The sequence below is a fragment of the Microcoleus sp. MOSTC5 genome (assembly GCF_036701825.1).
Lineage (GTDB): Bacteria > Cyanobacteriota > Cyanobacteriia > Cyanobacteriales > Microcoleaceae > Microcoleus > Microcoleus asticus.
Map to the genome: position 1 here is coordinate 19,241 of NZ_JAUBRK010000076.1, position 13,888 is coordinate 33,128.

The 13,888-nt window shown below is 46.4% G+C and carries 13 protein-coding genes; 9 read left to right on the plus strand and 4 right to left on the minus strand.

Features of this window, described 5'->3' with window-relative positions; translation table 11 throughout:
* The first annotated feature begins 18 nt into the window (after positions 1-18).
* Both QUA54_RS29470 and QUA54_RS29475 read left to right on the plus strand, forming a co-directional pair.
* The gene (locus tag QUA54_RS29470; RefSeq protein WP_333418024.1) at positions 19-459 is read left to right on the plus strand and encodes an NUDIX domain-containing protein; all 441 of its coding nucleotides are present in this window, start codon (positions 19-21) and stop codon (positions 457-459) included.
* A gap of 69 nt (positions 460-528) precedes the next feature.
* A complete protein-coding gene (locus QUA54_RS29475; protein ID WP_333418026.1) occupies positions 529-1,047 on the plus strand; it encodes an HD domain-containing protein in 519 nt (172 codons plus the stop codon).
* 62 nt (positions 1,048-1,109) lie between these two features.
* Here the strand turns inward: QUA54_RS29475 and fabG are convergent, their stop codons facing one another.
* Positions 1,110-1,874: a 3-oxoacyl-[acyl-carrier-protein] reductase gene (gene fabG, locus QUA54_RS29480; RefSeq protein WP_333418029.1), complete on the minus strand. Its 765-nt coding sequence runs from the start codon at positions 1,872-1,874 to the stop codon at positions 1,110-1,112.
* 73 nt (positions 1,875-1,947) lie between these two features.
* On the opposite strand from fabG, the gene trxA reads away from it, so the two are divergent.
* Together trxA and QUA54_RS29490 are read left to right on the plus strand one after the other, a co-directional pair.
* The gene (trxA, locus tag QUA54_RS29485) at positions 1,948-2,265 is read left to right on the plus strand and encodes a thioredoxin (RefSeq protein WP_333418031.1); all 318 of its coding nucleotides are present in this window, start codon (positions 1,948-1,950) and stop codon (positions 2,263-2,265) included.
* A gap of 87 nt (positions 2,266-2,352) precedes the next feature.
* Positions 2,353-2,946 (plus strand): hypothetical protein, encoded by a 594-nt coding sequence (locus tag QUA54_RS29490; protein ID WP_333418033.1) that lies wholly within the window; start codon positions 2,353-2,355, stop codon positions 2,944-2,946.
* A gap of 54 nt (positions 2,947-3,000) precedes the next feature.
* On the opposite strand, the gene prmA is transcribed toward QUA54_RS29490, so the two are convergent.
* Positions 3,001-3,891, minus strand: a complete 891-nt coding sequence (prmA, locus tag QUA54_RS29495; protein WP_333418034.1) for a 50S ribosomal protein L11 methyltransferase — start codon at positions 3,889-3,891, stop codon at positions 3,001-3,003.
* Between the two features lie 184 nt (positions 3,892-4,075).
* A complete protein-coding gene (gene serA, locus QUA54_RS29500) occupies positions 4,076-5,659 on the minus strand; it encodes a phosphoglycerate dehydrogenase (protein WP_333418036.1) in 1,584 nt (527 codons plus the stop codon).
* Positions 5,660-5,948: 289 nt separating this feature from the next.
* Between serA and QUA54_RS29505 the strand changes: the two genes are divergently transcribed.
* The 5 genes from QUA54_RS29505 to QUA54_RS29525 all read left to right on the plus strand — a co-directional run bounded on the left by QUA54_RS29505 (position 5,949) and on the right by QUA54_RS29525 (position 12,469).
* A complete protein-coding gene (locus QUA54_RS29505; protein WP_172188946.1) occupies positions 5,949-6,455 on the plus strand; it encodes a hypothetical protein in 507 nt (168 codons plus the stop codon).
* A 74-nt stretch (positions 6,456-6,529) separates the two neighbouring features.
* The gene (locus tag QUA54_RS29510) at positions 6,530-7,120 is read left to right on the plus strand and encodes a Uma2 family endonuclease (protein ID WP_333418039.1); all 591 of its coding nucleotides are present in this window, start codon (positions 6,530-6,532) and stop codon (positions 7,118-7,120) included.
* A gap of 212 nt (positions 7,121-7,332) precedes the next feature.
* On the plus strand, positions 7,333-10,611 hold the full coding sequence (locus QUA54_RS29515) for a DEAD/DEAH box helicase (protein ID WP_333418040.1): 3,279 nt from the start codon (positions 7,333-7,335) through the stop codon (positions 10,609-10,611).
* Between the two features lie 15 nt (positions 10,612-10,626).
* The gene (locus QUA54_RS29520) at positions 10,627-11,451 is read left to right on the plus strand and encodes an SWIM zinc finger family protein (protein ID WP_333418042.1); all 825 of its coding nucleotides are present in this window, start codon (positions 10,627-10,629) and stop codon (positions 11,449-11,451) included.
* Between the two features lie 238 nt (positions 11,452-11,689).
* Complete coding sequence (locus tag QUA54_RS29525; protein WP_333418044.1) at positions 11,690-12,469, plus strand: photosystem II S4 domain protein; 780 nt, start codon at positions 11,690-11,692, stop codon at positions 12,467-12,469.
* Between the two features lie 185 nt (positions 12,470-12,654).
* Here QUA54_RS29525 and QUA54_RS29530 read toward each other — a convergent pair.
* A partial coding sequence (locus tag QUA54_RS29530; protein WP_333418046.1) for a hypothetical protein occupies positions 12,655-13,888 on the minus strand: 1,234 nt, incomplete at its 5' end.

The window sequence follows — 13,888 nt, forward strand, 5'->3', positions numbered from 1 at the left end:
TGTTATTCACTCGATAAGATGAATATTCCTCAGTCAATTGTCCGCATTTTTATAATGCTCCCGAACGGTCAGATAGTCGCACAACTGCGAGATAATATTCCAGGTATTGCAAGCCAAGGAATGCTTTCTACTTTTGGTGGTGGCGTGGACATTGGAGAAAGTCCACAGCAAGCAGCAGTGCGAGAATTGGAGGAAGAAACTAGCCTAAAAAGCGATTGCAACATTGTATTTATCACAACTTTTATTTACCGAAAAAACCACAATCCAAAATTTATCCAAAAAAATCACCTATTTTTGGCCAAAGTTAGCAATTTTGAAAAAATAGAAATCAAAGAAGGTGTGGGTTTTGTAGTTTTGAGAAAAGATGTCGATTTCGAGAAAGTCAATGCAGGGGAGGGTACTCAAATGGCTTGGAAATTGTTGCAAGAATATTTAAAATCAAATAAGCTGTCTATGTAGGGTAAGCAGTGCGTCCCTTACACCATAGATAGACGGTGAAAAAATTACTCTCTTGCGTAAGTTCTATTTATGTCCGACTACTTAGCTTTTCCCCGCGAGGGGGATGAAACTATCATAGAGAACTTCTTTACTATGTTGTCAAATACTAATTCAGATTACGAATCATTACTACAACGAGCGATCGCGATCGCCGCAAAAGCTCATGAGGGGCAGGTTGATAAGGCAGGCAATCCCTATCTCGATCATCCGCTATTTGTGATGGAAAATGTAAATTCTCTAGAGCAGAAAATCGTAGCGGTTCTACACGATGCGGTCGAAGATTCTGAACTTACACTTGAGCAACTTAGAAGCGAAGATTTTCCTGAAGTTATAGTCTCGGCGATCGAGGCGATTACCAAAATAAAAGGAGAAGCTTATGCAACTTATTTAGAACGTGTGATTGCCAACCCGATCGCATTGCCAGTCAAAATCGCTGATGTTACTCATAACCTCGATATTCGTCGCATCGCCAATCCGACAGAGGCAGATTTTCAACGTATGGCCAAATACAAAAAAGTCCTCAGTCAGTTGCGTGCCGCCCTAAAATAATTATTAACCGCAAATGTCCGGGTTCATCCGCGTTCATCTGCGGTTAATAAAAGTCCCAAATCCTAAGCCATCACCATCCCCCCATCCACATTAAAAACCTGCCCGGTTATATAAGCCGCCGCCGCATCTGCCGCCAAAAACTTTACCATCCCCGCAACTTCCTCAACTTCCCCATATCTCCCCAAGGGAATATACTTCAAAATCTCATCAGACTTGACATCCTTAGTCATATCTGTAGTGATAAAACCCGGTGCAACTGCATTCACAGTAATCCCGCGACTCGCCAACTCTTTCGCCACAGTTTTAGTAAACCCAATTACCCCAGCTTTCGCCGCACTGTAATTAGCTTGTCCCGGATTGCCCATTTGCCCAGCAACCGAAGCAATATTAATAATTCGGCCGCTTCGTTGTTTCAGCATGATTTTACTCGCAGCTTTCGCACACAAAAACACCCCAGTTAAATTCAAATCAATTACCGCTTGCCAATCTTCCAACTTCATCCGCAATAGCAAAGTATCGCGAGTAATGCCTGCATTGTTCACCAAAATGTCAATCCTTCCCCATTTTTCCATGACATTACTGGTGAGTAAATCTACTTGCTCAGTTTTCGAGACATCTGCTGCAAGCGCCACAGATTCTCCTCCAGCAGCAACTATTTCTGCTACCACCTCATCAGCAGCAGCACTCGAACTCGCATAGTTGACGGCGACTTTAGCGCCCTCTGCGGCTAATGTTAAAGCAACGGCGCGGCCGATTCCCCGCGACGCACCGGTCACGACAGCAACTTGACCCCGCAATCTCTGAAAAGTCTCTGGTAATAATTCCATAATTTTATCCTCGCAATCTACCAGAGAATTTTGCACTAAAATCGAGCCAGAACCCAAAAAATTATTTTGTCTTATGGCAGTTCAAAAACAGTTCAGCAGTTTTGAGGAGTTACTATCCGGCTCTGAGTTGCCGGTGTTGGTAGATTTTTACGCTACTTGGTGCGGGCCTTGTCAGATGATGGCACCGATTTTAGAGCAAGTGAGCGGTCAGATGAAAGACAAGCTGATGGTTGTCAAAATTGACACCGATAAGTACGAACAGTTGGCGTCGCAGCATCACATTTATGCTTTGCCGACTTTGGTGCTGTTCAAAAATGGCGCTGAGGTCGATCGAATTGAGGGAGTGATGCAAGCGGCGCAGTTGATCGATCGAGTGCAACCTTACTTGTAGCCGGAGCCAATTATCTCACACGTAGGGTGCGTCAGCCCACATCTGATTAATTATGAATAAGATAATCCTAGTTGACGCACCCTACTGATGAAGACTCCCAGCCACGCTATTATCAATCTGGCAATTCTCGGCAAACCGCAACTGCCGCAAGCTAATCTAATTATTGTTATCGGCGGAATTTTGCCGGATATTCCGATATTTTTATTTTACTTTTGGGCAAAATACATTGCTCGCTTGCCCGCAGCTACAATTTGGTCAAAAGCATATTATGAGCCTTTTGTGCAAAATATTGTGGCTCTGTTTCATTCAATTCCCCTTACGGTTATTGGTCTGCTAATTGCTTATTACTTTGGCTGGCAAAGCGTGCAAATTCTGTTTATCAGCACGATCCTGCACTCTCTGGGAGATTTGCCTGTCCACAATGACGACGCTCACCGACACTTTTTTCCGTTCAGCAATTACCGTTTTATCAGTCCGTTTTCTTATTGGGATAGGAAGCACTACGGATCAATTGTTTCTTTGGTTGAAATGTTGTTAGTGCTGCTGTCAACTTACCGCGTTTTTGGTTTTGTTAATTCTTCTGCTGGTAAAGGATTGTTGATTTTGGTGAATGCTTTTTACTGGGCTGGCGCGGTTTATTTTCAGGTGCGAGATTTATTTAAATTCACTTCCCAAAGATGAAACATGAACTCAAAATTACTAATTAGCAATTAGGAATTAGCAATTACCATATTGTTAACTGCGCCGAATATTAAAACAGCACCAATCTTGGCGCTTCCACAGAGTAGCCACAATCCAGCCGTGCTGTTCGAGAGTATCGGCAATTGGCTTAGCTTGTTCGAGCAAAATGCCGCTGAGCACGGCCCAAGTAGTGGGTTTGCTAATTGCAGTGAACTGCGGGATTAAATCGATGATTACTTCTGCTAAAATGTTGCAGATCAAACCGTCGATCGGCTCATCGATCATTTCTTTCAAGCGATCGATACTGCCGAGCTCTGCAACCAACTGGTGAGAATTAACGCGGTTGAGTAGTCTGTTGCTAATGGTCGATCGCACTGCCAAAGGATCGGTATCCAAAGCATAAACTTTTGTAGCGCCCAACAACACCGCGCCGATCGACAAAATACCAGATCCGCAGCCGATATCAGCAACGATGCACTCTTTGTCATCAAAACCGAGACGCATTTCCAGCGATTCCAGACAAAGTTGAGTAGTAGCGTGAGCACCGGTACCGAAGGCCACACCGGGATCTAAACGCAAAATAACGCGATCGGTATCAGTCGGTGGGGGCAGCCAGGCCGGATTAATTAAAAAGCGATCGCCCACTTCTTGAGGCTGCCAGTGCTGCTTCCAAGTGCTGCCCCAGTCTTCCTCTTCAATCAAATCCCACTGCATCGCAGGTAGGGGCAAACCTGCACACAGAGCATCTTGGCGCAGCCACAGAGACAGAGCGGCCAAATCCAGCAATCCTGCCTGTTCTTCGGGCAAATAAGCCGACATCAGGCAGGAATTGCTTTTGATCTCAGTAGCAGTTCCCCGACAGCCAAACCGTTCCAAACGCCAAAAGATGATATCTTCCAGCGCCGGATCGCAAAGAATTCTAATTTCCCACCAGCTATGTGCCATAACGATTTTAGATTTTAGATTTTAGATTTTAGATTGGCCCAGGGGAACTGGAGACTGGGAACTGGGGAGTGAGGAATAAGGATTGGCTAATAGAAAAATTCCCGCTTTCTTGCCAATTACCAACGATCAATTACCCATTACCAATTATCAGTCCTGGCATCCAAAATCTAAACTCCAAAATCCATCAAAGATTTACCGTGTAAGCATCCCGAATTCCCGGAACTTTGAGGATCTCGGCCAGTATCCCTTCTGGTAGAGGGTCATCGAGGCTCAAAACCATCACCGCATCGCCTCGCACGATTTTACGGCCTACCTGCATACTGGCAATATTGACATTAAAACTGCCCAATTGGGAACCAATTTTGCCGATAATCCCCGGCATATCGCGGTGCAGGGTAAACAGCATATGGTGAGTGGGGGAAACGTTGACCGGGAAATCGTCAACGCTGGTAATCCGAATTTCGCTTTCGCCGAGCACTGCACCCGTGACTGTGTGTTCGCCGAGAGTTCCCTTGGCCGAGAGGTGCAGGGAACCGGTATAGTCGCGAATCGAGGCGTCTCTGGTTTCGACGACGCGAATTCCGCGTTCTTTGGCTTCAATGCTGGCGTTGACGTAGTTAACGCGCTCTCGCAGGGCTTGGGAGAGCAGGCCTTTGAGGGCGGCAACGACTACGGGCTGGCTTTGGTTGCTGGCCAATTCGCCTTGCAGTTGAACGTTGAGGTAATCGACTCGGCCTCCGGCTAGCTGGCTGACGAGGTTGCCGAGGGTTTCGGCGAGTTGCAGGTAGGGTTTGAGTTTTTCGATCGAGTCTGGGAAAATGCCGGGTATGTTGACAGCCGATCGGGCGGGCAACCCCAACAGCACGTCACGAATTTGTTCGGCAACGTCGATCGCCACATTCACCTGAGCTTCCGCTGTGGATGCTCCCAAGTGGGGCGTCAGCACGATGTTCTGGCCGACATTCCGCAGCGGGGAATCGGCTTCGAGGGGTTCGTGTTCGTAAACGTCTATAGCTGCGCCGGCGATCTTACCTTCTTTGATGGCTTCTGCTAGGGCTGCTTCGTCGATGATGCCGCCTCTGGCGCAGTTTATGATGCGGGCCGTGGGCTTCATTTTCGAGAGCACTTCAGCGTTAATTAAGTGCAGGGTTTCCGGCGTTTTGGGGATGTGCAGGGTGATGTAGTCGGATTCGCGCATCAGCAGTTCGAGTTCTACCAAGCGGCAGCCCAACTGTTCGGCTCGTTCGGTGGAGATGAAGGGGTCGTAGGCCAGCAGTTTCATGCCCATTGCTTTGGCTGCGGCGGCGAGGTGGGAGCCGATTTTGCCCAAACCGACGATGCCGAGGGTTTTTTTGTAAACTTCTACGCCGATAAAGCGGTTGCGTTCCCATTTACCCGCTTTGACGGATGCGTTGGCTTCCGGGATGTGACGCGACATGGAGAGCATCATGGCGATCGCGTGTTCGGCTGCGGCGATCGTGTTGCCTTCGGGGGAATTGACGACTACAATTCCTTTGCGGGTAGCGGCGGGTACATCGACATTATCTACGCCGACACCGGCTCTGCCGATGATTTTGAGTGAATTCCCGGCTTCTATGATTTCTTTGGTAACTTGGGTGCCAGAACGAATCATCAAAGCGTCGTAATCTGGAATAATTCGTACCAGTTCTTCGGCTGAGAGCCCTGTGTTTACGTCAACTTGCGCGACTTGGGAGAGGATGTCAATTCCGGCTTGGTCGATCGGATCGGATACTAGAACTTTAGGCATAGCAAGCAAGTGAGTGCAATAGTAAAAATAGACCGAGCGTTGGCGAGCTCAAAGTTGAGACTTATGACTTAGAGCAGTATCTAACAGCTCAGCTCAAGCTTGCCTTTGTGCAGTTTGAATTGTATCTGTATTCGGTCAAGGTCGGCCGTTTTTTGCGTGAAATATTTTAGCTTTGCGGGCGATCGGAGTTTACGGCCGTGTTAAAATCCCCCAATTGCTTAGCTAGTATGTCTTTTCGGGATATAATAGACTTTGGCTATTTCAGCCTAACTATCAGGAATTATTGTCAATGAATTATCTTATCGCCGTACTGCCCGATCGAATTCAAGCCGAAGCTGCCTACTGTGCTCTGGAAAAAGAAGGCTTGCCTATGAAGCAAGTGAGCATTTTGGGCCGCGGCTACAAAACTGCTGATGAATTTGGCTTGATCGACCCCAACCAGCAAGCGAAGAAACAAGCTAAACTCATGGCTGTTTGGCTGATTCCCTTTGGCTTTATTGCTGGCGTTACTTTCAGTCTGATGACTGAGTTGAAGACTTTTGCGTGGGCGGGCGAAATTGGCGATCATGCGATCGGTGGCTTACTCGGCGCGATCGCCGCTGCGATGGGCAGCGTTTTTGTAGGAGGCGCGGGCGGTATGGCTTTTGGTAGCGGCGATGCTTTGCCCTACCGCAACCGTTTGAATGCGGGTAAATTTTTGATTGCGGTTAAGGGTACTGACGATTTGACGGGGAAAGCTGCGAATATTTTGCAGCAGTTTGAACCGGAAAATATCCAAGGTTATACAGAGACTTAGTTATTTGTTTGTTAACAGTTGACTGTTGACTGTTGACTGTTGACATTCAACTCGTGTAATATTTGGAGACCGTTATGGAATTACCAACTATCCCCATACATTCTCCCCTAGAATTAACGCTCGAATTAACAGACGAGCAGTTTTTTCAGTTGTGTATAGACAACCGGGATTTAAGATTTGAGCGCACTGCAACGGGAGAATTAATTATTATGCCGCCTGCTAGTAGCGATACAGGCAGACGGAATGCGGATCTAAGTTTTCAACTCGAAGGTTGGAGCCGTCAAAATAAGCATTTGGGAATTGCTTTTGACTCTTCAACTGGATTTAAACTGCCCGACGGTTCAGACATTTCTCCCGATGCTGCTTGGGTGCTGCGCGACAGGTGGGATGCTTTAACTCCCGAACAGAAAGAGAAATTTGCGCCGATTTGTCCCGATTTTGTGGTGGAATTGCGATCGGCAACTGACTCCCTAGAAAAATTGCGGGCTAAAATGAAAGTGTATGTGAAAAATGGAGCGAGGTTGGGATGGTTGCTCGATCGCAAAAATAGAAAAGTTGAAATCTCCCGTCAAGGTAGAGAAGTAGAAATTTTAGATGAACCTGCAACTCTGTCAGGTGAAGATGTACTACCCGGTTTTGTGTTGGATTTAACTGATATTTTCTAAATTTGTAAGAAGACTCGGCGGTTGAAACCGCATCTATAAAGTCAAAACTCGCAGAGGCTGGTTAAAGAGGACAACTGGGGAAAATTACGTTATTCTCTTTAGTCGGCATCCAGCAGACACGGTTTGTATAAACCTGCTTTCAACCGCCTTCTTATCTTTTCCCACTCATTCATGATATGATAGGCTGCCAAAGGTTGCGTTTGGTATGACCTATGAAAATCCTCCACGGGACTTGGATTCCTCAAACAGAAGAGAGTTTTGTTCAAGGTGGAACTTTTTGTCTTTGGGTTGAAACCACTCAAAAGAAAAAACAGCCTGCTAAGGTTCATCCCCGACAATTGGAGACGGTACAGTTAAGAGAGTTTCTAACGAAAGAAGCCGGGATTCAACTGCCACCAGTCAGCAATACAAGTGCGATGGGGCGAGAATACGCGATCGTCCCTCGGTATTTTTTACTGCCCACTGCCGACAACCAGCCGTTGCCCTCTTTAGAACTAGCGCGATATTTAGAGACAGAGTTACCCGAAACATTTGAGTTGGAGTATTGGGAAGTTGATTGTGTGTCCATCGCCACCCACACTTTGACTAAAGTATTGAACGATCTGCATTTTTTTGCTCTCTACGATGTAGCAGAAGTTCAGTTTGGTTCAGACTTGCTATTTTGGTATCACTATACCCAAAATTTTAAGCAAATTGTTCTGAAAGATCATTATATTCCGGCGTTGCGCTATCGAGAAACTGCTCCGATCGCGATCGCACCCATCGAAACATCCGAACCCGCTGAGAAAGCCACGCGCGGGCGTAAGAAAGCGGGCGAGACAAAAACCAAAACAACTGCAAAAACTCCAAAAACACCTGCCAAAATTGCACCCAGCTTTGAGATTTATCCGGGATGGGAAATTGTTTCAACACAGTACGAAACTGATTTACAACGCTATGTTGAATGGATGCCTTTAGTTTGTGTTTCCGGTTTTCGGAAGATCCAGCTACAAGATACACCAAAGTTCTACGATCGCGAACGGTTGCTGCGGCATTTTTCCGAGTGTGCGATCGCGGAAATTGTCACTCAAACCCCCATCCCAGCATCGTTTGAAAATAAGATTGCGGATTCTTTACTCCAAATCTGCCTCAACCAAACACGAAAAATCGCGCGAGTAAGCCTTGAGCAATACCGGCAATGGCAAACCTGGCGCGATCGCATTACGCGCAATCAATCTGCTGACTCATTCTCCCTCTGCTTTCAACTACAATCCCCCGAAAACCCCGAACAGCCTTGGATTTTAGAGTTTCAGGTGGCTGCGAAAAAAGACCCATCTCTGCGGATGCCGTTGCAGGATTATTGGCGATCGCGATCGACTCAACAAAAACAGTTGCAAACACAATTCGGAGACAACTTTGAGCAACATTTGCTGACAAATCTCGGCTACGCTGCCCGCATTTATCCCCAACTTTGGCAAGGGCTAGAAACCGACAAACCCGTTAACATTACCCTCAGCTTAGATGATGCTTTCACCTTTCTCAGCGAGTCCGCTTGGGTATTAGAAGATGCCGGATACAAAGTGATTGTCCCCGCTTGGTGGACGCCGAAGGGACGACAACGGGCGAAGATTCGCCTGCAAGTCAAAGGGAAGGGCAGCAAGAGCGCTGCAATCAAGAGCAAAGGATTGTTTTCGGCAGATTCCTTGGTGGAATATCAATATGAATTGGCGATCGGGGGTGAACGGGTTAGCGAACAAGAATGGCAAGCGTTAGTAAATAGCAAAACACCGCTGGTGCAGTTCCGAGGACAATGGATGGAACTGGACAAAGACAAGATGCAGGAGATGTTGGAGTTTTGGAAAAAACATCGCCAAGAAAACCCCGATTTAAGCCTGATTGACTTTATGAAGTTGACGGCAGAAGGAGAAGCGAGCGAACAGTTGGAGGTTGAGCGCGATCGGGCTTTATCGGATATGTTGGAGAAGCTGAACGATAAGAGTCGGTTAGAGTTAATTGCAGATCCAGCAAAGTTTCAGGGCAAGTTACGGGATTACCAAAAGCGCGGCGTTTCTTGGTTGAGTTATTTGGAAAGTTTGGGATTAAATGGCTGTCTTGCCGATGATATGGGTTTGGGTAAATCGGCGCAGGTAATTGCTCGATTATTGCAAGAGCGGGAACTTTTATCTACTACAAAAAAGACAGAAAAAGCGCTCGCACCTTCGGTTCTACCCACGCTGCTAATTGCGCCCACATCCGTAGTTGGTAACTGGCAAAAGGAAATGGAAAAGTTTGCTCCAGAATTGCGATCGCTCATACACCACGGCCCTGGGCGCTTGCAAGATGCCAAGGAATTCCAAGCCGCCGTCCAAGGTTGCGATATGTTGATTACTTCCTTTACCTTGGTGCGAAAAGATGAGAAGCTGTTGAGCAGCGTAGCGTGGCATCGCGTGGTAATTGATGAAGCCCAGAATATTAAAAATCCGAAAGCGGCGCAAACCAAGGCGATTTTAAAGTTGCCTGCTACCCATCGACTAGCATTGACTGGAACACCGGTGGAAAATCGATTGCTGGATTTATGGTCAATTTTTAATTTCCTCAATCCCGGATATTTGGGTAAAGAGGCGCAGTTTCGGAAAATGTTTGAATTACCGATTCAAAAACATGGGAGTCGCACACAATCAGCCGCGCTCAAAAAATTAGTAGAACCTTTTATCCTGCGCCGTCTGAAAACCGATAAGTCGATTATTCAGGATCTCCCCGACAAAGTTGAGCAAAAGCTCTACTGCAATCTCACCCGCGAGCAAGCTTCGCTTTATGAAGCGATTGTCAAAGAGGTAGAACAAGAAATTGACGCGGCGCAAGGGATGAAGCGCAAGGGGATGATTTTGGCGACACTGCTGAAGCTGAAGCAAATTTGTAACCATCCGCGCCAGTTTTTGCAAGATGAAAGTGAGTTTACACCAGAGCGATCGCACAAACTGGAACGGCTGATCGAGATGATTGAGGAAGTGAAAGCAGAAGGCGAAAGTTTATTGGTATTTACGCAGTTTACAGAACTGGGAAGCGCGTTGGAAAAATATATTAAACAAACGCTACATTACAACACTTACTACATCCACGGGGGAACCAGTCGCGAAAAACGGGAACGGATGATTTCAGAGTTTCAAGATCCAGAGTCTGAACCTTCGGTATTTATTCTGTCACTGAAGGCGGGCGGCGTGGGAATTACGCTGACAAAAGCCAATCACGTGTTCCATTTCGATCGCTGGTGGAATCCGGCAGTGGAAGATCAGGCAACGGATCGGGCGTTTCGGATCGGACAGGAAAAAAATGTGTTTGTGCATAAGTTTGTGGCAATTGGCACGTTGGAGGAAAAAATTGACCAAATGATTGAGGACAAAAAGAAATTGGCAGGGTCAATTATTGGTGCGGATGAGTCGTGGTTGACTGAGTTGGATAATGAGGCATTTAAGAAATTAATTAGGCTCAATAAAAATGCGGTTCTAGATTAGGAGAAATCAAAAAATATGTCACAATTTACTCGGACTTGGTGGGGTAATGAATTTATCAGCGCGCTGGAAAGATTTACAGATTCTGGACGACTCGGAAGGGGACGTTCCTATGCACGGAATGACAAGGTAAAAAGCTTTGGCATGAATGATGGGTTAGTGATGGCACAGGTGAGAGGCTCGGTTAATCCTTATTTTGGGGTTTATAAGGAGCCTCTGTACACAACTCAAATTGAGTTTGAGCCGATTAGTCAGGCAAAGTGGCAAATGGCGATCGCCCAAATGGCATCAAAAGCCAGCTTCATTTCTCGGCTGCTGCTCAACGAAATGCCCGACAATATTGAAAAGGCTTTTGCACCCCTCGGATTGCACCTTTTACCCAGCAGCCGCGAGGACTTTAAGACTACTTGCTCTTGCCCAGACTATAGCAATCCCTGCAAACATATTGCCGGAGTTTATTATTTGGTGGCGGCCGAATTGGACAAAGATCCATTTTTACTGTTTGAATTACGGGGGCTTTCTAAGGAAGTGCTGCACCGCGAATTAGCAAAAACACCTTTGGGCTTGGCACTTTCTGCCGAGTTGACGGCTGATGCAGCGGCTCCTGTGGCGGTGGATTCCTATTACACGCAGGCGATCGCCAGTGAGGCGCAAACGGTCAGCCTGAAAGAGTTTTGGCATGGTGCGAAGCGATTGCCGCAGACGATTGAGGTGGCAGCGCCAAGTGGGGTAAGTGCGATCGTGGTGAAGAAACAGGGAGATTTTCCACAGTTTTGGCACAAGGATGGTTCGTTTATTGAGGCGATGGAAGAACTGTATTTGCGGGTGAAGAAGAATAAGTAGTTGGGTGGACAATTTTGCTGCCATACTCGATCGAGCTCTTGCAAAAACTTTAACTCGAAGACTTCATAGATTTGGTACAATAATCGTGCTCATCATATCAGCTTTGCGATCCACAAAAATCATAAGTTCGTTATTGGATTATCTTAGACTATAATTAAAGTAGTGCGACTGTTAAAAAAGTAGACTTTTTAGTTACAGCAAGCTTTGGCAATTTCAAATTAGAATCTAGCATTAACTGATGTTACAAAAAGAAGAACTGTTAAAAGGCATTGAAAACCGCGACTGTGTGGCGCGGGTACTCGACCAAGCGGAACAAGCAATTAAAACTTGGGAAGTTACTCTGACTGATTTTCTGTCGCCTCCAGAATTGGCGGACACTCTGACGGTATTTAAGCGCTTAACAGACGTGGAATTAGTGGCTTGGGGGGGCTATCCGCAAGCTGAAAGACAAAGAATTGCGATCGCGCGATCGGATATCCCGATCGACTCTGCTAGCGTTAACGTTGCTGCGGTAGAAATCGCTGGCAATTTCTTGTTCGATACAGCTTCTCACCGCGACTTTTTGGGGGCGATGTTGGGTACGGGAATTGTCCGCGAGAAAACTGGCGATGTGATTGTTTTGGGAGAACGCGGCGCGCAAGCCATTGTCATGCCGGAGATGGTAGAGTATTTGGAGATGAGTTTGCAGCAAGTGCGATCGGTTCCCGTGCAAACGCGGCGCATTGAGTTGAGCGAACTCAAAATTAGAGAACCCAAAAAGAAAGAAATGACAACGGTTGAAGCATCGATGAGATTGGATGCTGTCGCCTCGGCTGGGTTCGCAATGTCTCGCAGCAAAATGGCCGATTTAATTGATAGTGGCGACGTGCGAGTTAACTGGAAAGACGTTACTCAAGCTAGTTATAATGTCAAGTCTGGAGATTTAATTGCTGTTACCGGCAAGGGAAGATTGGAAATTGGGGAAGTTGCTGTTACTAAGAAGGAACGCTATCGAGTCCAGTTAACTCGATATTTGTAATTTATAGGCCAGAAACCGGGTTTTTTTAGCAGCAATTGAGGACACGGCAATGCCCTTTCTCTACCCCAAAACATCGTAGCAAGGGCGAGGGATCGCCCGCGATCGCCCTTGCGAGGATAAAACCATCGCCCGAGGATTAATTGTAGGGAAACGGCACTGCCGTGTCCTGATTTCGGCTAACTCATTTATCGGGGAAAAGTTTTCCTTACCAACACGGCGACACCCAGCATTAACAAGCCAAATAGTAAGCCAAACAGCAGACTCCAGACAATAGTCGCCGCAAAGGGATGCAGCGGTAGAGAAAAATCGAGTTGCCATTGAATCGGTTTATCCTTGATTAGAGGATAGGCGGCGGAAAAGATTTGTCCGCCGCCGATCGCAGTTCCGACAAAAAAGATGATATTCTCAAGCTGGCGAGATCGCTTTTTCTCCCTGTCTTCCTGTTGCTTGTATAATTCCATCTGTTCCCTGTCCAATTCCACCTGTTCGATTTCCACCATCCCCCGCACAGTGGATATCGACTGCTGGAACAAATTTTGACTAGCAATCAGGTAGTTTAAATCTATTTCAATTTGCCCCTGATACTTATCCTCAGCTAAATCTAGAAACCTCTGCCAAAAATCCAGATTGTCGCCTGGGATGCACAAACCTCTAATTCTTGTCAACGCCTCACCATAATTTTCAGCATTAGTATCAATAGTATTTCTGTCTTCTTGCAAATATCGCACCTGCTGAGCAAAAGCCAACATTTTAGTGCGAACTTCAGCCAGCAACTCCTTTAACTTCTGCAACTTAACTTGTCGATTTTGTTCGCTTTCTATTGCACCCAATTCGGGAAGCTTCTTTTCTAACTCGCCGACTATTTGCTGTGCTTTGCGATACTTTTTCCTAGCTTCTCGATATACAAATACAATTTTAGCGCGAGAGCACAGCAGATTCATCAAGTAAAAGTTAAACGTCAAGGTTGCGAATTCCAAAGTTCGGGGATTTTCTTGCAACCATACTAGAATGTGACACCGCTGACGCGCATCATCTTCTCGGCTGTCATACTCAAAAATCGGACTCCCGAATAACTTTCCTTCCGCGCCCAACTCTACGGATGCTGGCTGTTTATCCTGTACAAAAGCTTTAACAGATTCGTCAGCTAGTTTCCGGTAAGTATCATAAAATGCTGGTTCCGCATATAACAATAACGTTTGTCCCAGCGAAGGTTGAATTGCCGTTGGCAACAAGCAACCTTGGGGATTTAATCGAGTTAAATCCGCTACTTTCATAGGGACATTTTGATAGCAAAGTGTCAAGTCTGCCGTGTAAGTGTCGTGGATTCGCAGGGCATAGATAGAACGTAAGGATTCAGGTCTATGATTGGGGAATAAGAGAAGGCATAAATAAGTTACAAGAATGGGCAGATATAGCATC